We start from the raw sequence: 22,683 nt of genomic DNA, 5'->3' as shown, positions 1-22,683 counted from the left end.
AGCAGTTCCCCCTACTGACAACATCGAAGTTAAACAATCAAGCCACCTCTAAAGAGGCTTGATTCAACGATTTATCGCATCAACCAACAAACTAAATCCCTAGCGTTCTCTTTGCCATATTGGCAAGGAGAGGCTTTTTGCTTTCTAAAATAAGCAAATAACTCCACAAACAATAAGGATAACTCTATGAAATTAAATAGATTAGCGCTCATTTCGGCCATAATTTCATCTAGCGCCGGTGCTTTTGAAATCTGTAAGATCGGGGACGAATATAACGTCTTAGATAGTGAAGGCTTCCACCAAATCCGCAAAAAAAATTACGATGCATTTAGTGATGGCATTACCCCTGAAAACCTTTTCCCATCGGCGCCGGAACACATTATCGACTTAAAGCCATCTCTATCCGAAGTCAGTGATATTTTGCCAGAAACTGCCACATTACTGGATACAGGGCCAGCCTCGGCGATTGCAATTGAATCGGTAGAAGCGACACGATTAATGGAAACCTTGGGGCGTTCAACCAGTAGCCTGGCAAAAGGCGCGTTAGAAGCTTTGGGGCCAATTGGTGATGCAGTTGCGGTCGGCCTTTGGGCAAATGACGTGGCCAATAGCTTTCAGGACGAATCGCGCACCTCTTATGACAGGTTCGCCACCGTTATGGGGTTAGTCGATTGGTTTGGCGTATTAAAGCTTCCAGCCAGAGAAATAGATCGTCAAATATTGAGTAGCCGTTGGGATAGGGTTGCGGCGGGTGACCATTATAGTTATCGCGTTCATGATGACCTGATTACTCAGCAAGATCTAAGAGACAAAAACCATTGGGCTGAACTCGCATCCAAACAGCAGACCATGTTAAACGCGGTAGCACGAGGCTTCGCGACCGATCTTGCACTCAAATACCAACAGCATTATCAAGAAGTCGTTCAAGCTCAAACCATCATGGCAGAAGAGCTGATTACAGGTGTCGAGCATGAACTGCGCAAAACCCTCTTTAGCCAGCTTGCAATCGACCATCAAGGCTCTCTCCTTTTCGCATCAGACATTGCCTTAAGCTGTAACGAAGAAACCCAAGCATTGGCAGAGCTGTACCCTCAACAAGATGTTGAAGAAAACAATAACCGTCCACCAGCGGTGCCGTCAAAACGCCAAGCCAATCGAGCTCTTACCAAACTCCAACACTGCCAGCAGCAGCTATTGGATGAAGCTATTGCCAAACTGGATGCCTTACGAGCGGGACAAATTCCGGGCCTTGACCAAGCGGCTGTTGAGCAACTTTATACCCAGACGCTAGCGGCCAAGACGCAGATCATTGAAACCGCGGACAACCATGTCAATTTGCTCAAGAGTAAGCTGCAAAAAGAGATGTTTACACAAGGTGAAATCGCCGTTGAACAACTATTCAGTTCAGGCTCTGTAGACACCATGCATAACTTCTTCAAGGCGCAAGCGGAACGAAACGCTATCGACGAAATGACACGCAGCATTCTTGGCCGCCCTGCGAGCACACAAGAAATACGCAACAAAGAGATTGTTCTCCAAAGCGGTTACAGAAAGTGCGTCCGTATTGGTATTCTCGGAGGAGACCCGAATTTTCGCGGCTGTGTCGAATATGCTTGGATACCAGCGGAAACTCGCCCGTTTAATCCATCTGAAGATACGGTTATTGCGCAAATCTATCCGCCGAATAAAGAAGCGGTGAAGCGAGTTCTTTTCGATACGCTAAGCACCTTGATTGCCAATGGCTGGAACGCAGACAACGAGGAGCATTGGTTAGAGCAACAGATCTTGAACTTTTCTGCGCAGCAGCGCCTAAAACAACAAGCCGAATTCGATAAACAACAGGTTTATCACTGGTTACTGGACTCAAGCGCAATGCTTGAAGGTGAATGTGGTGGCGGTAGCGCATGTGCTGGGTGGAGCTTGTCTTACCTTCAAAAAGAGAATCTTTCACGACAAGCGTCGCTGCATTACATCAACAATTGGCACGCAAACTACTCAGGCAAAGGCGCCTATGTGCACTCAAAGCGCTATCAAAAGCTTGGTGGCTTAATTACCGCTGCGCTAGAAAGCGAATGGCAAGCTAAGAGAGCTGTCGAATTTTATAGCTTCACTTACCCAGGTAGCATTGATCTTCAAAAAAATGCACCACTAATTTATTCCGCACTGAAATCATCCTCACTGGATCTTGCTCATCTGGAAGGCAACACGCTGCAACTCGCGAAAGGGATCGTAAAAACTCGACTTGCGGAGGCGATAAGCGTTTCAGACAGCAACGGTATTGAGTGGCTACATTCGCAAGTGGGTCAATTCCAACGCTACACGTCAATCATCCACTCACAGCACATTTCTACAGGGCATTACGCTTCTGGATCAGAGGATGTTCCCGCTCTATTCTCTGAAATGCTACCCGCGCACCTAATGCGATACCTGATTTCAGACATTATCCCTGATAGCTATGATGCCCGTTTGGAGCGCTCAATTGAGGCACTGTTTAACCCAGCTTCAGAACTCAACCAAAAACTAGACAGCTTAAGCCGCACCAATGAAAGCTTTACCAATAAACCGGGTCGCAGCTGCTTGATCTACTATCCGCACCTTAAGAGCGCTCTTCTCAGTGTGGCTGAAGAAGAAAATCTGTACTGGCTTTCACCTATCTCAGAATGGTACGACGCAGTCACTCGACAACAACTTAATACGTTTCGTGCACTTCAGTCTGCCGTAATCAATCAGAGTACTTTCGGCATTCCTTGCGACTTAAGCCCAAACAGTTACCGATACCAATAAAGGACGACCACTATGAATACTCGTTTTTTATTACTTCTCTGTTGTTTGAGTTTTGCTAGCTTCTCTCAGCCCTTTGATTCCCTAAAACAACCGGGTCGCTCGCCAGAAGAAATTGCGAAGCTGGCACAAGACTTCAAAGACTGGTCAAACGCTTCAAATGGCTGGCGTCATACCCTAATGACATCCGCGGAGAAAGAAGCCATAGAGGACTTTTCCGTTTCTGGTTATCTGACCGCTAATGACTATCTACGGGCTGCCGAAACGTCGACTTGGGGAGTGGCAGGCGTCGATGCTCGACAATATATCCGCACGGTCAAATCTGCGCTCAATAAGCTGCCGAAATACAAAGGTATCGCCTACCGAGGTAGCTGGGTAAAACAATCGCTACTCAATCGAGTCGAAGTCGGAGATATCTTGATCGAGCCTGCTTTTACTTCGACGACGACCATTCCAGAGGTAGCACGACGTTTTACGGCTGCGCCACCAAGCTCACCAGGCCAATTAAAAAGAGTCGTCTTTGAGGTCAAGGTCAGTAAAGGGGGACACACCATAGCTGGGCTTTCGGAATACAGTAACGAGGCAGAGGTTTTGTTTGCTCCCAACGCCCACTTTCGAATTACGGAGATAGAACGAACTTCGGGCTCCACCTATATCGGAATTGAAACAATCAGTTCTTCCTCAATGAAAAGTGGAGGTACGTACAACCTCTTTTCAGGTGAAGAAGTAGAAATGCCATTTTGGCATTCTCTCATTTGCAAATAAGCCAAGGAGCTAACAATGAAAAAAATACTTTGGATGTTTTGTCTCTCTTTACTGGCAAGCTACTCCGCGTACGGAGAAGAGTTTGCCGAATTTAAAGGACGTTCACTCTCCCATGAAGCTCAGCAACAAATCGCTGACAACTTGATGGACTGGGCTACCACTCATCATGTCAACGCAGAAAAAAAGATGGTGCCAGAAGAGTATTCCGCAATCAAAAACTATGGCCGAGTGGATCACGACGTGGTCAATGAATACATGAGGGCGGGAGAACCTGAAGGGTATTTGTCAGAAATGTTTGGTCGTACATTAAAGTCGCGAGTCTTTCATATGCGGAATGTGATGAATAAATTACCCAACTACAAGGGTACCGTTTATCGAGGTTCATCAATCAAGAACTCGCTACTGGAAAAGCTCAACATCGGTGATATTCTGCATGAGAAGGCGTTTTTATCGACATCAACTCTACCAAGTGTTGCCAAGAACTTTTCGTCGGCTGGCGTTTACGAAGGCGCCTCTGCAGCTCAATTCAAAATTGAGTTAAAGTCAGCAGGTCGAGCGATCAATGCTTACACGTTCAAACCGGATGAAGCTGAAATACTCGCTAAACCCAACACTTACTATCGAGTAGAAGCGATTGAAAAAATATCGCCAAACAGAAACTACATCAAAATGAGAGAGGTTAAGAATCCTAGTCGTTATCTTAAAGCTGAACCCGATATCCATATATACGACAGCTTTAATGGTGAAGAAGTCTCCCTTCGAAATCGCAGTTCCCTCTACTGCCTGTAGCGTGATGCACCTGTCGATGGCGTAATGCACCAGTCTATAGCGTAATGCACCGTCTTCTTAGATTATGTTCTTAATGAACGATTAAATACAAAAAGACCATCATTATGATGGTCTTTTTTATTACTGATATTTGCTAATCTAGCGCTATTAACTGGCGGTTTTACGCATCACCTTGCCACAAATATACTCACCAATCGGCATTGCCGAAGTCGCTGCCGGCGATGGCGCGTTACATACATGCAAGCTTCTTGGGCTTTCGGCAAACAGAAAATCATGAACCAAGGTGCCATCTTTGAGTACCGCTTGGGCACGAATGCCTGCTGGGTAAGGTTTGAAATCTGACACCGTAATGCTCGGGCAATATTTGTTCACTAACTTTAGATAGCCCGGCTTCCACCACGAGTTCTTAAACTCGACCAAACCGGTTTTCAGATTATTCGCAGTCACCTTCCAAAAGCCCGCAAAACTCAGCATCTGCCAAGTGTCTTTGAAACTAAAGTTAAGCTTGCCATAGCCTTCTCGCTTCCAACCTTGAACTGCATTTGGCCCTACTGTTACGGAACCATCAATCATACGTGTTAAATGCACGCCCAAGAAAGGCAGTTCTGGGTCAGGGATCGGATAGATAAGGTGATTCACCACTTGGTTGTGTTTGGCGTCCAACTGATAATATTCACCGCGATATGGGACAATTTGGAAGTCGGTTTCAATGCCAAGCATGCTGGTCATTCTGTCGGCCATCAAACCAGAGCAAGTGATCAAGAATCGGCTGTTCAGTTGTAGAGTTTGACCATCGACTTTGCACGTTAACTGCACCTCATCCTCTTGCTCATCGGCCAAGATCACTTCCGTGCCTAGACTGAGCTTACCACCCGCTTCAACAAACTCTTGAGCCATCACTTCGGTGACTTTTTTGTAGTCGACGATACTGGTGGTTTTGACATAAATCGCGCCCAAGCCCGTGATGTTCGGCTCGGCAAGTTTCAGCTGCGCTTGATCCAAGAGGTCGACATCAATGTCGTTATCATGACAACGTTGATAGAGCGCGTTCATGCGCTCCACTTCCTGCTCATTGGTCGCGACCAACAGCTTGCCACAGTTTTCGACAGGGATATCGTGCTGACTGCAAAAGGCGATGGTGCGCTCTACGCCACGCTTACAAAAATCCGCCTTTAAACTGCCCGGAGCGTAGTAAACACCTGCGTGAATCACACCACTGTTATGACCCGTTTGGTGCTGCGCGAAGCCACGCTCCTTTTCGACTAAAAGGATGCTTTTATCAGGGTGAGCTTGCTGTAATTGCCATGCCGTCGACACACCAACAATGCCACCACCAACGATAATATAGTCGTATGTTGAGTTCATAATATTCCTACATTCAATCCTTTTAATTATAGGGAAGACGCGACAGTGTCAGGTTCGGTTTGAGGCAAAGATTCTTGCTCATCTTCTGATTCCTTTTTCACTTGATTAGCATCGTATTGACGAGCCGTGTGAATAAAGAGACCAACGAAAAGTGCAACGCACACTAGGCGAATCATGACTGAAATGTCAGGCCAAACCAATGCCACACCCAGCACGATTAACACTGCACGAGTCAGCAGATTAATTTTATTTTCTAGATAGCCTTCAATCGCAGCAACAAACGCGTAAGTACCAATAATAGCAAAACCACCCGTGACCAAAACCGAGGTCACATCCCAACTTACCAAGTTAGTGTAGGCAATCAACAATGGCACTAAGTACAAGCCTTTGGCGATCTTCCAAGCCATTAAACCGGTTCTCATCGGCGGCGTTTTAGCAATGGTCGCGGCGGCAAATGCGGTTAAACAAACCGGTGGAGTCACATTGCTGTCTTGCGATAACCAAAAGATGATCAAGTGTGCAGAAAGCAGCGCAAGGCTGATTGCTTCCAAGCCTAAGCTTTGCTCAAGTAGCGTTTCGACAAAATCAGCAGGGACTAACGCAATCATCTCTTTGGCTGTTTCAAGAGCCATAGGCGCATTCAGTAAGTCTAACTTGTCTGGTGCCGCCAACATGAAGATGGCTTTCGCCTGTTCAGGTAACTGACCTGAAACCAGCAAGTCGAGCAACTGGCTTTCAGCAATCAGTTTGTACAAAGCTGGAGCCGACAGAGTACCCAACACGATGTAAGCCGCGGTCACTGGTAAGCCCATGCCCAGAATCAAAGATGCCAGCGCGATTAAGGCTATCATCACCAACAAGTCGCCGTTCGCCCAGCTGTTGATCATCAATGAGAAGGTGTTACCAATTCCGGTCGTGCTGATCACGTTGATAACTAATCCAATACCCACCAACAACACCGCCGTGGTCGCCATGTTTTTTGCGCCTTGAGAAAGCGCTTCAATGATCGCCTTTGGACCCATCTTGTGATTTTTAGAGAACCATGAAGCCACGACGACAGACAGAATCGAGATACCCGCTGCGTAAGTCGGCGTGAAGCCCTTCACCAACAGAGTCACCAACACCGCTAATGGGATCAGGTTGTGCCAGCCCGACAGCAATACCTTCAATAGAGGTTCACAGCCAGAAGTGACTTTTTGCACGCCACTGCGTTTTGCTTCAATACGCACAAAAAATGCCACAGACAAAAAGTAGATAAGCGCAGGTAAGAAGGAAACCGCAATAATGTCGACATAAGGGATCTGGGTGTAAGACGCCATGATAAACGCCCCCGCACCCATCACTGGTGGCATCAACTGCCCGCCCGTCGATGCCGCCGCTTCAACACCGGCCGCGAAACGCGAAGGGAAACCTGCCTTTTGCATCAAAGGAATACTGATCACGCCCGTCGATACGGTATTTGCTACGCTCGAACCGGACACTGAACCCATTAAGCCTGAGCCAATTACCGCGATGAAGCCGGGGCCACCAATCACCTTGCCAGCCGCTGCGCGAGACACATCAATGATGTAATCACCGACACCCGAACGCACTAAGAATGCACCAAACAGGATAAACATAAAGACGAAGGTCCAGCTGATTCTTGAGATAGAACCGAACATCCCTTCTGATGAGTAAAAGCTTCGATAAAGAAGTGTTTCAAGGCTCAGACCCGGGAAGTGGAAGATGCCACTAGTCCATTGCCCCCACAGCACCACATAGCTCAAACACACTAAGATAAGCACCGGAATAAACCAGCCCATGGTGCGGCGAATCAGCTCAATAACGATGGCAATCGCCAAGATAGAGAAGAACCAATCACTGGCGATAAACTTCACGCCTCGCTCATACAAAGCATCTTCTGCAAAGGGGATATAGATAAGACAAGCCAGAGCCGCCAAAGCGATTCCGATATCGACCGCCAGAGCGATCTTGCTCTTTTTCAGCGAGATATGGGCGGGATACCAAAGTGCACAAATGATCGCAAAGCCAGCAAAGTGGGTCGCCGAGATCCAAAGCTCTGGCAAAGTAGATAAGGTGTTAAACCAAATGTGTAATAGGGAGAGGATTACTCCCATTGTCGTTATCGATTTGCCCACCCACGGAAAATCCGTTCGGGTCGGCAGTTCAAATTTTTTCAGTTCCTGCTGCAGCGAATCGCTCATAGAAAACTCCTGCTCTCCGCAGCAAACACGAAGAGAAAATCCATAAAGTAAGCAAGTGCACGAACACATTCTTGAGCGAACGTGCACCAAGCAATTAAGTCACGAAGGGTGTCTTTGTTTAACTAACGTAAACCGTCATTCGGCGAAAGCCGTTAGTTAACGATCAACTCAGAAGGGACATCGATGCCCACTTCTTGGTAGTAACGTGCAGCGCCCGGGTGAAGTGGAACAGGCAGACCTGCGATTCCCTTCTCGAGAGCCATTGCTTTGGTTGCTTTGTGGATACCTTGTAGGAAAGGTAGGTTTTCGTAGATCGCTTTAGTCAGCTGATAAACATCCTCTTCTGAGATGTCTTCACGAACCGCTAGGAAATTGGGTTGAGCAATAGTGGTAATCGGCTTATCAACACCTGGATAAGTGTTTGCAGGGATCTCATATTTAGTCCAAATGTTGTAATCGCCGTTCGCTTGTTTGATTTGCGCATCGGTAAATGACAGGATTTGAATGTCTTCACCCAAGGCTGCAAACGCTTGAGTTACCGCGCCAACAGGCACGCCAGCGGGCGTATTCATACCATCGATGGTACCATTTTGTAGTGCGCTGGCACTGCCGCCGTAACCCATAAAGGCGAGTTTAAATTGTTCTGGGTTAACCGACAGGCCTTGCATGATCTGGCGTCCTGAATTCTCTGTACCTGAGTTCTTCTTACCGATAGAGAATTTTTTGCCGTTTAGATTTTCTAAATCACTCATGGTGCCCGTTTCTGTCAGATCAGAACGCACAATAAAGTGTTCAACGTTTTGCCATAGCATAGAAACTGAACGCAGTTGTTTTTGACTGCCTGACTTCTCATATGGACCAAGCCCTTGCCACGCCCACGCGCCATACAAACCTTGCAGAATGGCAAACTGTGCTTCGTTCTCATTGAGAAGTTTCACGTTCTCGCCCGATCCTGCTGAGCTGATAGCCGCCAAAGAAAAGTGCTGCTTTGGCGCAAGCTTAACTTTACTCAATGTCGCTAAAGCCACACCCACTGGGTAGTAAGTACCACCCGTTGAGGCCGTCGCTAAAATGTAGCTGCGATCTTCTTGAGCTGAGGCATTGCTGATAAGGCCGATAGAGACCATTGCGATTGCTAAAGTTTTAACTAGCTTGTTGTATTTCATTATTACTCTCCATGTAGAGTTATTCACGTTATATTTTTGTTAACAACAATTGCTAGATAGCAAGCACAATGCCAATTTTCAAATATCTGTTTTTATTAGCTTTTATTTAAAAACCCACCTAAAACAAGCCATTTTTTGCTTATTTGACTACGAATCAATGAGCTATTTTTTGCTTATCCCAAGCAGCGAATAACATCGGTTTAAAGGTAGCCAAGTCACACTGTGTTACATTTACGTGATCAATGTTTATAAAATGATAAATATCTGATGAGCCATTTTTTGCTCATTGATTCAGACAGCATCTCTAATCTCATCATCAATTATGAATCGACATAATCGCTTCGGTTCAACGCATAACGCACCATCTTTTGGTTCAACGTTCGACGGGTAAATCCAAATCTTGCATCACATCATTGATGCGCCCTTGATAACGTACTAACGCATCATGAATCACTTTTCGCTCAAAGCTCTGTACTTGAACCGCCAACGGGATGCCCGCCGTTGTGGACTCTGTGACAGAGTTGGGGCGACACGCCAAAATATCGCCAACAGTCAGGCTTTCATCCAGTGCGAAACGAATCGCGACATTACGCAGTTCACGCACATTGCCCGGCCACGCATACGACAACAAGGCATAACGATCGGCCTCACTGGCAACTCGGGTTTCACTGTTCGCTTCTTGAGTGAAGTGTTCGAAAAGGATCAAAGCATCGTCTTCTCGTTCGCTAAGGGGAGGCAGATGCAGTTGGGCAACGTTCAAACGATAGAAAAGGTCTTGGCGAAAATCGGGGTGATTCAATAGATCGCTTTTCGAGGCAGAGACCACTCGCAGATCAACATGTTGTTGCTGATTACCACCCACGCGTTCGACAACATTATCTTGCAAGGTACGCAGCACTTTGACCTGCATCGACAGCGGCATACTCTCTATTTCATCAAGGAACACCGTGCCTTTGTCGGCAAATTCAAGCTTACCAATGCGTCGTTTGGCCGCACCAGTAAATGCTCCGGCTTCGTGTCCAAACAGCTCGCTTTCAAAGAGGTTTTCTGGAATCGCGCCACAATTTAGCGGCACAAACGGATGGGTTTTACGCAGGCTAAACTCATGCAGACAAGAGGCGACTAGTTCTTTACCGCAGCCGGTTTCACCATAAATGATCACATTGGTATCAATCGAGGCGACTTTTTGTATTTGCTCTCGCAATTCACACATCACTTTACTGCGCCCAATCAGCACCTGCTCAATACCCTTCAGGTTATCCAGATAGTTCTGACGACTGTTTCTGTCTTGGCCACTTTGATGTTTGTCGACCGCTTCCGATACCGTTTGAGACAAACGTTCTGGGTCGAATGGCTTTTCAATAAAGTCATACGCGCCTTGCTGTAATGCTTTCACCGCCATATCGACATCACCATGACCCGTGATCAAGATGACAGGCACCTCAGGTACTAACTGCTTAAATCGCGCAAGCAACTCAACGCCGTCTATATCAGGTAAACGAACGTCGGTGATGATGGTTTGGAAATCACCCTGCTCTACCGCGTTTAACGCATCTTGCCCAACCTCAAATGCGGTGACATCGAAGCCAGCTAATTGTAACCATTGGCTGGTTGCTTGACGCACAATTGCATCATCTTCAATCAAAGCTATACGCTGCATAGTTTGGTTCCGCTACTTACATCAGAATAATGTCGCCCACGGTATGTAAAAAATCCGCAGACGAAAAGGAGCTAGCTCCCACTTTGAATAACACTCCTTTAACAGTTTTCTAATGTTTGTTAGCTTCAACTTGTCTCACTCTCCATTCGCTTAAAAAGCAAACAGAAAACCTTGTCAAACCACTAGCTCAAAGAGGCAAGCCACTAATTTTAAAGGAATTTGTTCAGCAATGATGAATAACAATCGATATTGGTTGTTCCTATGTGCCTGTTTATTAATTGGTTTGGTTCAGGTAACCACCAAAAGTGGCATAAGCCAATGGAAGCTCGAACAAGCCCAGCGCTATGCCGAACAGCGCTTCCTCGGATACATTGCCGAAGCCAGACGTACCCTGAAACGCTTCTATTATCTGCCCTACCTAGTAACCAATGATGAAACCAGTGTGCGTTTCATTGATGGTGAAGCCCGCCTAGAAAGACGCATTAAGAAGCAGCTGATTCAATTGGATAAAGCCGCCAATACCAAGGGCTGGTATCTGCTTTCTGGCGAAGGTAATTTATTGGTATCGAGTGTCGAAAGAAGCAAGCTGAGCAAAAAGAACGCCAGCACGATTGTCTCTAAGATCCACCAGCAAGGTGGTGCGATTTCGGTAGTGACCAAAAATAAAGGCGTGACACCCGATTATTTTATTGCCGCGCCGGTTTATCGAGCCTCTGATGTGGTGGGTATTGTCGCGGTGCAAATCGATTTGTCATTGTTAACCGATCAATGGTTTGCCGATGGTGAAGCGATTCTGTTCCAGAACCCTCGCGATCAGTTCTTTCTCTCCAGTGATCACCGGCTGAGTGCCGACTGGTTCAATGACACATTCAATTCTCAGCCCACAGCGATAAAACGTGAGCTGTATGACCAAACCCATATTCGCGTGTGGCGACTGCAAGATAAAGACTACCTTATCCAATCCATCAAGTTAGATGACCTCAATTGGCGTTTAACCTACCTCACCCCATTAACCAGCCTCAACCAGACCACGAACTGGATCAGCTGGAGTGTGGCGGTTGGCTGTCTTTTCATTCTGCTGTTGCTGGTTATTCTTTATCAAAGACGTCAGAAAAAGCTCAGTAATCTGCGAATCCAAAAGCTTATCGAAGAGTCTGAGAAACGACTGTCTGGGATGATCAATAAAACCCATGTTGGGTTGATACTGATCGATAAACACGGTCGCATCCACGATATCAACCTGATGGCGAAGAACTACTTTTCCCTATCTGATTCAATGATCAGCAATATCAAGGCGTGGCAGTTATTTGAAGCCGGCAACCCGAATTCAACCAGCTTACAATTGCTCAAGAACTTGGAACAACACCAAGAACTGGCTGAGATCACCAGCGTCGAAACCATGGCGAGGCGCAGCGATGGCAGTTACTTCCCGGTGTTGTTCTCTATTAGTGCCTTTCCTTGGCATGCCACGACTTATTACCTGTGTACCGTGATTGATATCAGTAAACGTAAGAAAGCGGAGATCGCAGTTCAGGAAGCCAATAAAACGCTGCAACTGCGCGTCGAAGAGCGAACACAAGACCTCAAAGATGCGCAGCAAGAATTGGTGGAATCAAGCAAACTTGCCGCATTAGGGCGGATGTCGAGTGCGATCACTCATGAGCTAAATCAACCGCTTACTGGTCTAAAAACCCTGCTTTCAAGTAATCAATTGCTGATGGAAAGAGGCGAGACCAAGATGTTGAAAGCGAACATGGATCTCGTGATGTGCCTCATCGACAGAATGGCCAACATGACCAGTCAATTGAAGTCGTTCGCCTTTAAAAGACTTGAGAAGCCCTATCCAGTTTCACTCACCGAAGCACTGCAAGAAACCCTACGAATTCACCAAGCCGAATTAGACAACGTCGATATTCGCGTGCGTGTCGCCTCTAATGTTTCGATGGTGATGGGAGAAGAGGCACGACTTCGCCAAGTGCTTGGCAACCTAATCAGAAACGCTGTAGACGCTACGCAGAATCAAACACTCGCGACCATTGTTATCAGCGCACACACCGATCGACAACGTGTGATCATCAAGGTGCAAGATAATGGCTGTGGCGTGTCAGAAGACCAACTCGAAACCATTTTCGAACCCTTCCATACCAACAAAAAGATGGGCGAAGGTTTGGGTCTAGGCTTGGCAATCACAGCAAACAACGTGCGAGATATGCAAGGTACCTTGATAGCCAAGAACAACCCAGATCAAGGCATGACATTCACGTTAACGCTACAGAATAGTGATAGTGAGTAGTCGCTTACATTGGGCGAGGAATCGCACCCGATTGAGAAGCGAAAACTAAAAAACCGCCCACAGAGGGCGGTTTTGATTCATTTGTTAGCGTGTGACTTACTTCGTTAATCCGTTAACAGCTTACTCCGCTAACTGCTTCAACAAGAGCTCTGTCGGGCGAACAATCGCGATGATCGATTCGTCGTAGATCTTCGCTGATTCAGACAGTATCGCTTGATAGGCGTTCGCGTCTGATGCTCTAACTTTTTCACCCGCTTGTGCTTTAGCAATCAAGGTTAACGCCAAGTCTGCGACTTCCGCGGTTTTCTCAGCGACAATCACAGTTTCTACTGAGGACACATTGCCAGCGAAGACAGTTTTAGCCGCAAGTGCAGCCGCTTTTGCTTGATGATAATGCTGTGCAAGTTGCTCTAGTGCTTGTTGATTGCCTGTCGCGACTTCGTTGACCAAATCTTGCATCTCATACACCGCGTAGCTTTCCACTGGCAGTGCATCCACGAAGCGGTTTAAGCGCTCGTATTGGCTGTATAAAGTGCCCTTAGGTTCAGTAGAGTTCCACTTCTCCCAGTTGCGCGCGTAGTACTGTGCTGGCTCGGTGTACTTGGCAAGCACGCGTAGGTCGTGGATATCTTGGCCTTTTGCAATACGCTTCAACAACATGTCAGCATCCGCATGATGACGCAGCCCAACCGACACTTCAGACCAAGTATCCATCGCTTTCATACGTTTGTACATGCTGCGTTCGTCCGTCAATTCTGCATCAGACCAGAAGCGCTCTGCAATCGCATAGCTGCGTGGCCATAGGTAGTTTTCAACCGTGAGGCTGTCTTTATTCTCTAGCCACATGGTGATCTCGCCGCCCAAGATAAGCTCTTTTTCTTTATCCGTTAATTCTGCAGGGTAACCACCATTTGGTTCAGGAATCACGCTGCCTTCAACATCACTGCTCGCAATCACTTCACCTGTAGTTGGCCAACGCACATTACCGACCAATTGGTAACTGCCTTCGGCAAAACCCTTTTGATTCAAGTTTAGGTTGAACTCGGTGTACGACATGAAGTTATCGAAGTGACCAACAAAGGTTTTACCCGGCACATAATCAAGGATGTAAATCTCTTCACGAGACTTGCCGTTGTAATCACTGAATGCGCGGAAAGTGCCGTCTTTCGCTTCAATGATAGTCAGTGTTCCCTTACGTGGACCGCCTTTTGAACGTGGCTTCTCCCATTGATACGTGACGAACTTTTCGCCACTGTGCAGCTTATCGTCAACAGTAATGCCACTTGGCATTGGGTCATTGCGATAATGGTAGCTAGTCGGCTGAGGTTGATCTAGGTAATAACCCGTAGAAAGAATACCTGTGTAGCCCTCTTTAGCCGCACGACCAATGCTATCGTGCCCTTGCCAGCTTTGAATCACGATCGAAGTCGGCAGATCTTTATGCCAAATTTCATCCCAACCAGTCATCTTCTTACCACGCTCTTCGAGCATCTTCTCAACTTTTACATTGAGGTAAGACTGCAGACCACGCTCGCCATCGATATTGTTTTCTTCAATGAACTGTTGGTGCTTTTCACTGTTTTTCCACTGTGCATAATTCGGCTCATCGCCACCAATGTGGAAGTACTCATCAGGGAACAGCTCGGTCACTTCATCAAACACATCACCAAGCATCTCATAGACTTCTGGGTTCAGTGGATCCATGAGCGGTTCAAACACACCCCACCCTCTTTCTTGATCGTAGTTTTGCCCTTCACCACCCGACATCAAACGCGGGTAAGCGTGAGCCACGGCAGAAGAGTGCCCCGGAAGAGAGACCTCAGGGATAACACGGATACCAAGATTACGGGCGTATTCAACTAGGTAGCGAACTTGGTCTTTGGTGTAGTAATTACCATCAGCGGTTTCAGACCACAGACGCGGCCATGATTCGGTTTGAATACGAATGCCTTGATCGTCCCAGAAGTGCCAATGGAACACGTTCATCTTCGCCGACGCCATCGCATCTAGTTGACGAATCAACACATCGAATTCAATGAAGTGGCGTGACGTATCGTAAGAAACACCACGCCAGCGGAAGCGAGGCTCATCGACAATGGTTACGGCAGGAATATGGTAGCCAGTCGCTGTGGTTTCAACGAGCTGTAAAAGGGTTTCGATGCCGTGGATAGCGCCATATGGGCTTGGAGAACTCAGCGTGATTTGTTCACCCTGAGTGGTAATTTTGTAGGACTCTACAGAGTCGATGTTCTGTACTTCAGACTTTGGTGCTGCGTCGATATCTATGATCAGGTTCGCTTCGTCTGCACTACCAACCTGCCAATTTAGAATCGGCACACCCGTCTGGCGCTCAAGGCGATCAATAAAGCGTTTCGCCGTGTATTCAACGCGATCAGAATTAAAGCCTTTGATGTAAACCTTGAAGTTACCGTCGACCTTAACTTGCCCAGCTTGCAGCTCGACCGTTTGTGGGTACGGCATTAAATTTAGATCGGTATTTGGAGCCATTGCTAACGCCATTGGGGACACTACTGAACCTGAAATCAATAGGGATAATATAGTTTTTTTCATTATTAGTTTTCCTATATAAATATGGTTCTGTTTTGTTTATCGGAGACGATTCACAAAACAGAACCATCAGCCACTGCTGTTACTCGTTATCTCTGATTCGAAAGCTTGTTATCGCTAGTTCAAAAATTGTTGCAAGCTCAAAGCTTGTCACCTGTTAAAAAACGAATGAGCGCACAAGCTTATTGCTCGTTAACAAGAGCGACCGCTTCTCGAACCAATACCGCAATCTCGTCCCATTGCTCGTTTTCGATCATTTTTGGCGACACCATCCAAGTACCACCACAGCACACCACGCGATCCACTGCTAGGTAGTCATTCACGTTGTGTTTACCGATACCGCCCGTTGGCATTAAAGACACATCAACGTATGGCGCTAGCAGAGACTTCACCATGTTGATGCCACCAGACGCTTCTGCAGGGAAGAACTTCAAGAAGTTAAGGCCAAGCTCTAGCGCTTGCTCGACTTGGCTTGGATTGTTTACGCCCGAAACGATTGGCATACCGATTTCTTGGCAGCGTTTTACGGTGTTTGGATTCAGGCCCGGAGCCACGATGAATTCGCTGCCCGACTCTTTCGCAAGGTCGATCTGCGCTGGCGTTAATACTGTGCCGGCACCGATACACATCTCTGGGTACGCATCGCGCATCGCACGAATCGCGTCAGCTGCCGCTTCAGTACGAAATGTTACTTCAGCAACTGGCAGGCCGTTTTCTACCAACACTTTTGCCAGTGGAATTGCGTGCTCAACCTTGTTGATTTGGATAACAGGGATAACTTTGAATTGCTTAAGTGTGTTGATCATTTCTTGAGACATAATAATTCCGCTTTTTATTTTATTTTTTAATCAGTTGGCTCATAGCGCTCACGGGGATGATTGCGCCAGAGTATTGAATAACGATGGAAGCCAGTTGGTGGCCAAGTTCGGCTGCGTCGGTGGCGCTCTCGCCAGTAAGACGCGCAGCTAAATAACCCGCAGCGAATGAATCGCCCGCAGCGCAGGTGTCGACCACGTTAGAAACACGAGTCGCTGAGACATAATTCTCAACAATGTTGCCCTGTTCAACTTGAACAATCTTGCATGGCTCACAGCCACGTTTGATGACGATCTCTTGGCACCCCAAACGAAGGCAGCGTTGTTGAACGTTCTCTGAGTTACCCCAAACCAGCAGGTCGTCGTCTTCAGTAATCAAGGCGATGTCCACCAGCGGCAGTAACTTGGCGTACCAATGTTGAGCTTGTTCGGTGCTCCAAAGTTGCGGGCGATAGTTGTTATCAAAAATCACCTTGCCGCCTTGGTTTGAGAACACGCTAATGGCTTTGAATAAACGCTCGCGAGAGGCATCATCCAAGATCGCGATACTGATACCGCTGATGTAAACCGCGTCGACTTGCTTCTCTGTCAGAGCGATTTCAAGCTTATTCAGGTTGTCGGTTTGCTTGTTTAAGTTATCAATTTGAAAGTAAGATTTTACTGCCGCATCGTTGCGCCAGTAATGAAAGTGTCGCTCGCCTGTCTCGTCGGTTTCGACCATGTAGAGCCCAGGAAGCTTGTTCGCGATGCGTTCGACGAAATTGGTTTGAATACCTTCTAACTGCCAGCTATCAATCATATTTTGAGACAGTTCATCGCTACCAAGGCCCGTCGCGTAATGAACAGAGAGGTTTTGATGCTGGGTTAAGCGGGAAAGGTAAAGTGCGGTATTGAGCGTGTCACCGCCGAATTTTTTGGTTAATGGAGAGCCGCTGATTTCGACCATGCACTCGCCAAAGAACGCAATATTTAAGTTAGAAGATGCAGGCATAGCAGATCCTAAAATAGAGAGAGAAGTGGGGAAAAAGGCCCTACCGAGAAGCAGAGCCCGAGCTAGCTAAATCACTCCACAACGTGTTGTACTAACTTTGTTGTACTAACTTGCTGTGGAGCATTGAGATTAGCTTGTTTGATTTGCAGGACGTTGAGGTGCCGTTTCTTCTTCAAGTACGCCAGTCTCAGACATTTCCATCTCCATCAGAGCGCGCTCGTCATCAAGAATTGCTTTTGCCATTTCAGGTGTCACTTGGTTAGCCGGAGTACATAGGCTCACAATCACACCAGCCGTTAATGCCACTAGACAAGAAGGAATCACAGGGTTACCCCAGAAAGCCGTGTAGTCTGCATTTAGCATTACGACAAATGAAGCCACAGATGCACCCGCTAGCGTAGCAAGCGCACCTTGCCAGTTGTAACGTTTCCAGAATCGACCCAACATACCGCACACAAACATGCCCGACATTACGGTTGAAATCATTTTCGTGATGTAGCCAATGATGTCGTTTGACGTTAGTGCGAACAACAGTGCAAAACCAATCACCACAATCAGTGCCAAGCGAGAATAGTTCACCATTGACTCTTTGTTTGGTACGCGGCCCGTGAACATCACGTAAACATCACGAAGTAGGATAGAAACACCGGCTATCGCATCTGAGCTTGCGCTCGACATCGTTGCAGAAAGACCCGCGATAAGAACAATCATGCCAACGCCAACCGGAAGGACCGTTGCAGCTACGTAAGGGAACGAGTAGTTCGCGTTATCCAATGTTGGGTCAATGGCATGTGCTGCCATACCGATGATTGCAGGGATGATTGAGAAGAAAAGGTACAACACACCCGATGCAACAAATGAGCGACGAACGGTTGATACGTCTTTACCTGAGTAGATACGTTGGCGGAATGAAGGCGTCGCAAGAACACCCACACCAATAACCACAGCCAGAGAAACAGCAGGCAGAAGACCCAGTTTATCGATTGCTAAAAAGCTTGTAGCAGCAGGGTCCATTGCAGCGTAAAGGTTATCCATGCCGCCGATGTAATCAACTGACATTACCGCCATCAAGATGAAGCCAGCAAAAAGAATGATAGCTTGAATGGTATCGGTCCACACCACCGCCGTGTAACCACCGATCACCACATAAATAGTGAATGCTGCAGCAATAATGATTTTCGCTAGGTTGAGATCGATGTCTGCAATCCACGCTAAGTACATGCCGCCACCTAGAATGTGGGCGCCTAACCAACCAATTGAAGCAACAAAGATCAGTACACCTACAACGTTTTTCACGATGCGGTTAGCGCCAACATAATAAGCCAGCTCTTCACTCATGGTCATGAAGTTCAATTTACGAACCGGAGCAAACCAAAGTGCAAGTAATAGGATGCCTATCGCACCACCAATGCCGTACAGAGCACCTGCCCAGCCATTTGCGTAGCCGAAGCCAACCGCACCCATACTTGAACCCGTACCGACCATCGTCGCTACTGTTGTACCAAGTACTAAGAACATAGGTAGGCCACGGCCACCTAATAAGAAATCTTCGCCAGATTTTTGATTACGCGAGACAAACCAGCCTAACCAAATTAAAAATAATACGTACACGCCGAAGCCTGTAAGAAAAAGTGTGCTGTTCATTTGACACCTCTCAGTGAAATATTGAGTTCATTCCTGAACTTTATTTATGATTCATTCATTTTATATTTCATATAATTACTTTATTGATTTTATCTTTTTTAATTAAAGTAATTTTTATAAATGTAGGGTGAGAGTATTAAAGGATAATAACAGGGATGACTAACCCCTAATACTCTCTAAGTAGGTAATTGTGATTAGGTTATTACTATCCGCGATCGGCGCGGTAGCAAGTCACATCTACTTCAACCTTCACGTCTACAACTAAGTCGCAAACCATGCAGATACGGGCCGGTGGGTTAGCACCGAAAAACTCTTTGAATACCTTATTAAAAGATTGGAAGTAACGAGAATCCGTTAGCACAACCTTTACGTGCATTACGTCTTCTAGGCCGTAGCCCGCTTCAGTCATGATATCGACACAGTTTTGGATCGCTAGGCGAGACTGGTCAACAATGCCACCCTCAACCACTTCACCATCTGTCATCGGTGTCTGGCCAGAAACGTATAGGAAACCACCTGCTTCAGTTGCACGTGCAAATGGTAAATGTTGTCCGCCTGTACCTGTACCGCCTTCAACACCGTAACGTTTAATAGTCATTTTTTAACTCCACTTATTTATAGATAATATTGGATTTATAGATAACATTGGCTTTATAGATAAAACAGTTTCTATTCCAATATATTTAAATTAATTCGCCGTCTTTATAATTACCTGAATTTAATAAATAATTTAAACTCTAGTTTCGGTAAATAAAAACGCCTGAACGATTATTTCTTACTTTTCCTTGCTGGTAAGTTAACTCACCATTTACAAATACACTTTCTATTCCTTCAGCAACTGAAATAGGGTTTTCAAATGTTGCTGTGTCTTTAATATTCTTTGGATCAAATAAAACTAAATCGGCAAAGGCACCACAGCGAACTTCGCCTCGGCCCGCTAAGTTGTAACGCTGAGCCGACATTCCGGTCATCTTGTGAATCGCTTCGGGCAACGAGAACAGTTTTTCGTCTCGGCAGTAGTGACCTAGCACTTTCGGGAAGGTGCCCCACAATCTTGGGTGTGGATGCGGGTCATTAGGTAAACCGTCTGAACCAACCATGGTCAGTTTGTATTTCAATACGCGCTTTACGTCGTTCTCATCCATGCAGTGATACACCGCACCCGCTGGTTGAAGCGCTTTTGCTGCGTCCATCAGAGGTAGGTTCATTTCATCAGCAATCTGCTTCAGCGTTTTGCCTGCGTGTTCTGGTTTTGCTTCAGACCAAGTGATGAAAATGTCGAAATCGTCGGTAACTTGTTTCAAATCTAATGTCGAAGAGCTCGCAGAGTATGGGTAGCAGTCGCAAGACACATCTTGGTGCTCAGAGACCTTGTCCATCAAATCAAGCACTTCAACGGTTCTGCCCCAATTGCCCGCACCTGCACATTTAAGGTGAGAGATAACAACCGGCACTTTTGCGTATTGTCCTGTCTCAAACGCCTCTTCCATCGCGCTTAAGATCTCTTCAAATTCGGTACGCATATGCGTGGTATAGATGCCGCCGTGACCAGAAAGCACTTTCGCTAACTGCATCACTTCGTTGGCATTCGCTTGTTTCGCGCTGGCGTAAGCCAAACCCGAGCTCAAACCTAATGCTCCTTGCGCCATCGCCAAATCAAGGTTGGTTTGCATCGCTGCGATTTCGTCTTCGCTTGCAGTGCGCTGCAGGTCGTCCATCACTTGGTTGCGCAATGTGGTATGGCCGACTAACGCTGCAACGTTTACTGCAGGTTGAGCTTGCTCCACCGCTTGTGCATACGCGGCGAAAGTTGGGTATTTGAAATCAGCCTGAGCGCCTAAAAGATTCATTGGGTCAGGTGGATCGCCAGCCAAAACGGTTGGTGATGCGCTGATACCACAGTTACCAACAATCACGGTTGTGACACCTTGGCTGATCTTAGGCAGGCAGTCTGGGTAACGAATTACATTGGTATCGTCATGTGTGTGTACATCGATAAATCCAGGAGCCAATGCTAAGCCTGCTCCCTCAACCAACTGGCCACAATCTTCGTGATCGATTTGACCAATTTCGGCTATTTTTCCATCTCGGATTGCTACATCGGCACAAAACGATTGTTCGCCGGTGCCATCAAACACCTCTACATTTTTAATTATCGTATCGAACAACATTTTTCACTCTCTCAATCCACTGTGTTGATGGAGCTATATTAGAAATTCAGCCGATTATTTTCAGTGACAAAACACACATAATATTTTAATTTGTGTGATAGTTTCTACCACAAAACAGATTGTGGATATATTTAGACATTAAATAACAATAACTTAAATCATGTTAGGAATCAGCAATGAAACATAACCCTGCACATAAAGATGTTATAAAGTATCAAAAAGATAGTTTTATCTTGACTGAAAAAGGCCAAAAAGGGAGAGCAATATCACAATCTGAGAACGGTATTTACCGACTGGTTGATGAAGATATTTCGCTCCCGGTAGCAATTATCAAACAATCCGCCTTAACCAATAACCTGAATTGGATGCAATCATTCGCCGATCACCATCAGGTTAAATTGTCGCCACATGGCAAAACCTCCATGACACCTGCTTTTTTCCGCCAACAGCTAGAAAATGGCGCTTGGGGTATTACAGTAGCAACGCCTGCACAGGCAGAAGTTGCCGCTATGGCGGGTGCAAAACGAATCATCATGGCCAACCAATTGGTGGGTAAAACCAACATGGCGATCGTTGAACAGCTGATCAGTGAGTTTGATATCGACTTTTACTGTTGTGTGGATTCTTCGGTAAACGTGCAGCAACTTAACCAATATTTCTCTAATACAAAACAGACACTAAAAGTACTGATCGAATTTGGTGTACCGGGCGGTCGTTGTGGATGTCGTTCACCACAAGAAATTCTAGAACTGGCTCAAACCATCCAAGACACACCAACCCTTTCGCTGGCAGGTATTGAAGTGTACGAGGGTGTAATTCACGGTGACAATGCAGAACAAGACATTCGTACCTTCTTAAATCAGGCGCTCACTTCGGTCGAAAGCCTGGCATCAGATGGCCTAATTACAGGGCAACCTATCATCACGGGTGCCGGCTCTGCTTGGTACGATGTGGTTGCAGAATGTTTAGCAAACCTAACCGATTACTTGGCGATCATCCGCCCGGGTTGCTATGCCATTCACGACACAGGTATTTACCTAGACGCACAAAGCAAGGTGTTGCAACGTGCCCAAGTAAACCAAGGTTACGCGTGTGAATTGGGGGGTGATTTAGAATCGGCACTTGAGGTGTGGGCATATGTTATCTCTCGTCCGGAGCCAACCAAGTTAGTGGTTGGGCTAGGCAAGCGTGATGTGGCCTTTGATGCGGGTTTACCGATTGCCGAGCGCGGCTATCGCAATGGTGAAGCTATATCAGTGAAAGGCTTAACCTCTACTGCGGTGATGGATCAGCATACCTTTGTTGAAACTGACGGTTCTTCTGAGATTGAAGTGGGCGACATGATTGCTTTCTCCACCTCACATCCGTGTTTAACCTTCGACAAATGGCGCTACATTGCCATCAGCGATGACGACCATCAGGTAACAAACTGGGTGGAAACCTGTTTCTAAATCGAATTCTCGATAAGCTA

At 46.6% G+C, this 22,683-nt stretch carries 14 protein-coding genes and 1 pseudogene; 5 read left to right on the top strand and 10 right to left on the bottom strand.

Annotated features, from left to right (window positions below):
* Nucleotides 1-186 precede the first annotated feature (186 nt).
* The 3 genes from AACU28_RS01205 to AACU28_RS01195 are packed head-to-tail and all read left to right on the top strand — an operon-like array spanning nt 187 to nt 4,335.
* Nucleotides 187-2,784, top strand: coding sequence for a hypothetical protein (locus AACU28_RS01205; RefSeq protein ID WP_121602150.1), 2,598 nt, complete (start codon nt 187-189; stop codon nt 2,782-2,784).
* 12 nt (nt 2,785-2,796) lie between these two features.
* A complete protein-coding gene (locus AACU28_RS01200; RefSeq protein WP_121602149.1) occupies nt 2,797-3,546 on the top strand; it encodes an ADP-ribosyltransferase in 750 nt (249 codons plus the stop codon).
* A gap of 15 nt (nt 3,547-3,561) precedes the next feature.
* Nucleotides 3,562-4,335, top strand: coding sequence for an ADP-ribosyltransferase (locus tag AACU28_RS01195; RefSeq protein ID WP_121602148.1), 774 nt, complete (start codon nt 3,562-3,564; stop codon nt 4,333-4,335).
* 147 nt (nt 4,336-4,482) lie between these two features.
* Here the strand turns inward: AACU28_RS01195 and lhgO are convergent, their stop codons facing one another.
* The 4 genes and pseudogenes from lhgO to AACU28_RS01175 all read right to left on the bottom strand — a co-directional run bounded on the left by lhgO (nt 4,483) and on the right by AACU28_RS01175 (nt 10,730).
* The gene (lhgO, locus tag AACU28_RS01190; protein ID WP_102486893.1) at nt 4,483-5,700 is read right to left on the bottom strand and encodes an L-2-hydroxyglutarate oxidase; all 1,218 of its coding nucleotides are present in this window, start codon (nt 5,698-5,700) and stop codon (nt 4,483-4,485) included.
* Between the two features lie 26 nt (nt 5,701-5,726).
* Nucleotides 5,727-7,904, bottom strand: a complete 2,178-nt coding sequence (locus AACU28_RS01185) for a TRAP transporter permease (RefSeq protein ID WP_121602147.1) — start codon at nt 7,902-7,904, stop codon at nt 5,727-5,729.
* Nucleotides 7,905-8,056: 152 nt separating this feature from the next.
* Entirely contained in the window at nt 8,057-9,070 is a 1,014-nt protein-coding gene (locus AACU28_RS01180; RefSeq protein ID WP_121602146.1) for a TAXI family TRAP transporter solute-binding subunit, read from the bottom strand.
* A 320-nt stretch (nt 9,071-9,390) separates the two neighbouring features.
* Nucleotides 9,391-10,730: pseudogene (locus AACU28_RS01175) on the bottom strand (sigma-54-dependent transcriptional regulator).
* A 229-nt stretch (nt 10,731-10,959) separates the two neighbouring features.
* On the opposite strand from AACU28_RS01175, the gene AACU28_RS01170 reads away from it, so the two are divergent.
* Entirely contained in the window at nt 10,960-13,023 is a 2,064-nt protein-coding gene (locus tag AACU28_RS01170) for an ATP-binding protein (RefSeq protein ID WP_121602145.1), read from the top strand.
* Between the two features lie 120 nt (nt 13,024-13,143).
* Here AACU28_RS01170 and AACU28_RS01165 read toward each other — a convergent pair whose 3' ends face one another.
* The 6 genes from AACU28_RS01165 to AACU28_RS01140 form a co-directional block, all read right to left on the bottom strand.
* Nucleotides 13,144-15,594 carry a family 20 glycosylhydrolase gene (locus AACU28_RS01165; RefSeq protein ID WP_121602144.1) on the bottom strand — a complete coding sequence of 817 codons (2,451 nt, stop codon included), beginning with the start codon at nt 15,592-15,594 and terminating at the stop codon, nt 13,144-13,146.
* Between the two features lie 179 nt (nt 15,595-15,773).
* Nucleotides 15,774-16,409: a bifunctional 4-hydroxy-2-oxoglutarate aldolase/2-dehydro-3-deoxy-phosphogluconate aldolase gene (locus AACU28_RS01160; RefSeq protein WP_121602143.1), complete on the bottom strand. Its 636-nt coding sequence runs from the start codon at nt 16,407-16,409 to the stop codon at nt 15,774-15,776.
* A 19-nt stretch (nt 16,410-16,428) separates the two neighbouring features.
* A complete protein-coding gene (locus AACU28_RS01155) occupies nt 16,429-17,397 on the bottom strand; it encodes a sugar kinase (RefSeq protein ID WP_121602142.1) in 969 nt (322 codons plus the stop codon).
* Between the two features lie 129 nt (nt 17,398-17,526).
* Entirely contained in the window at nt 17,527-19,041 is a 1,515-nt protein-coding gene (locus tag AACU28_RS01150; protein WP_108175218.1) for a sodium:solute symporter family protein, read from the bottom strand.
* Nucleotides 19,042-19,246: 205 nt separating this feature from the next.
* Nucleotides 19,247-19,639 (bottom strand): RidA family protein, encoded by a 393-nt coding sequence (locus AACU28_RS01145; protein ID WP_004732497.1) that lies wholly within the window; start codon nt 19,637-19,639, stop codon nt 19,247-19,249.
* A 139-nt stretch (nt 19,640-19,778) separates the two neighbouring features.
* The gene (locus AACU28_RS01140; protein ID WP_108184968.1) at nt 19,779-21,212 is read right to left on the bottom strand and encodes an N-acyl-D-amino-acid deacylase family protein; all 1,434 of its coding nucleotides are present in this window, start codon (nt 21,210-21,212) and stop codon (nt 19,779-19,781) included.
* Between the two features lie 176 nt (nt 21,213-21,388).
* Here AACU28_RS01140 and AACU28_RS01135 point away from each other — a divergent pair, with 176 nt between their 5' ends.
* Nucleotides 21,389-22,663: an amino acid deaminase gene (locus AACU28_RS01135; protein ID WP_121602141.1), complete on the top strand. Its 1,275-nt coding sequence runs from the start codon at nt 21,389-21,391 to the stop codon at nt 22,661-22,663.
* Nucleotides 22,664-22,683: the final 20 nt, after the last annotated feature.

This window comes from Vibrio sp. SBT000027 (assembly GCF_963894355.1).
Lineage (GTDB): Bacteria > Pseudomonadota > Gammaproteobacteria > Enterobacterales > Vibrionaceae > Vibrio > Vibrio splendidus.
The sequence above is the reverse complement of the archived record's forward strand: the minus strand, read 5'-3'. Positions and strand labels throughout refer to the sequence as shown.

Bases quoted from the DNA above. Each gene is read 5' to 3' on its own strand.
- AACU28_RS01140 (WP_108184968.1), bottom strand. From the start codon at position 21,212: ATGTTGTTCGATACGATAATTAAAAATGTAGAGGTGTTTGATGGCACC.
- AACU28_RS01160 (WP_121602143.1), bottom strand. From the start codon at position 16,409: ATGTCTCAAGAAATGATCAACACACTTAAGCAATTCAAAGTTATCCCT.
- AACU28_RS01155 (WP_121602142.1), bottom strand. From the start codon at position 17,397: ATGCCTGCATCTTCTAACTTAAATATTGCGTTCTTTGGCGAGTGCATG.
- lhgO (WP_102486893.1), bottom strand. From the start codon at position 5,700: ATGAACTCAACATACGACTATATTATCGTTGGTGGTGGCATTGTTGGT.
- AACU28_RS01145 (WP_004732497.1), bottom strand. From the start codon at position 19,639: ATGACTATTAAACGTTACGGTGTTGAAGGCGGTACAGGTACAGGCGGA.
- AACU28_RS01170 (WP_121602145.1), top strand. From the start codon at position 10,960: ATGATGAATAACAATCGATATTGGTTGTTCCTATGTGCCTGTTTATTA.
- AACU28_RS01195 (WP_121602148.1), top strand. From the start codon at position 3,562: ATGAAAAAAATACTTTGGATGTTTTGTCTCTCTTTACTGGCAAGCTAC.
- AACU28_RS01185 (WP_121602147.1), bottom strand. From the start codon at position 7,904: ATGAGCGATTCGCTGCAGCAGGAACTGAAAAAATTTGAACTGCCGACC.
- AACU28_RS01200 (WP_121602149.1), top strand. From the start codon at position 2,797: ATGAATACTCGTTTTTTATTACTTCTCTGTTGTTTGAGTTTTGCTAGC.
- AACU28_RS01180 (WP_121602146.1), bottom strand. From the start codon at position 9,070: ATGAAATACAACAAGCTAGTTAAAACTTTAGCAATCGCAATGGTCTCT.
- AACU28_RS01165 (WP_121602144.1), bottom strand. From the start codon at position 15,594: ATGAAAAAAACTATATTATCCCTATTGATTTCAGGTTCAGTAGTGTCC.
- AACU28_RS01150 (WP_108175218.1), bottom strand. From the start codon at position 19,041: ATGAACAGCACACTTTTTCTTACAGGCTTCGGCGTGTACGTATTATTT.
- AACU28_RS01205 (WP_121602150.1), top strand. From the start codon at position 187: ATGAAATTAAATAGATTAGCGCTCATTTCGGCCATAATTTCATCTAGC.
- AACU28_RS01135 (WP_121602141.1), top strand. From the start codon at position 21,389: ATGAAACATAACCCTGCACATAAAGATGTTATAAAGTATCAAAAAGAT.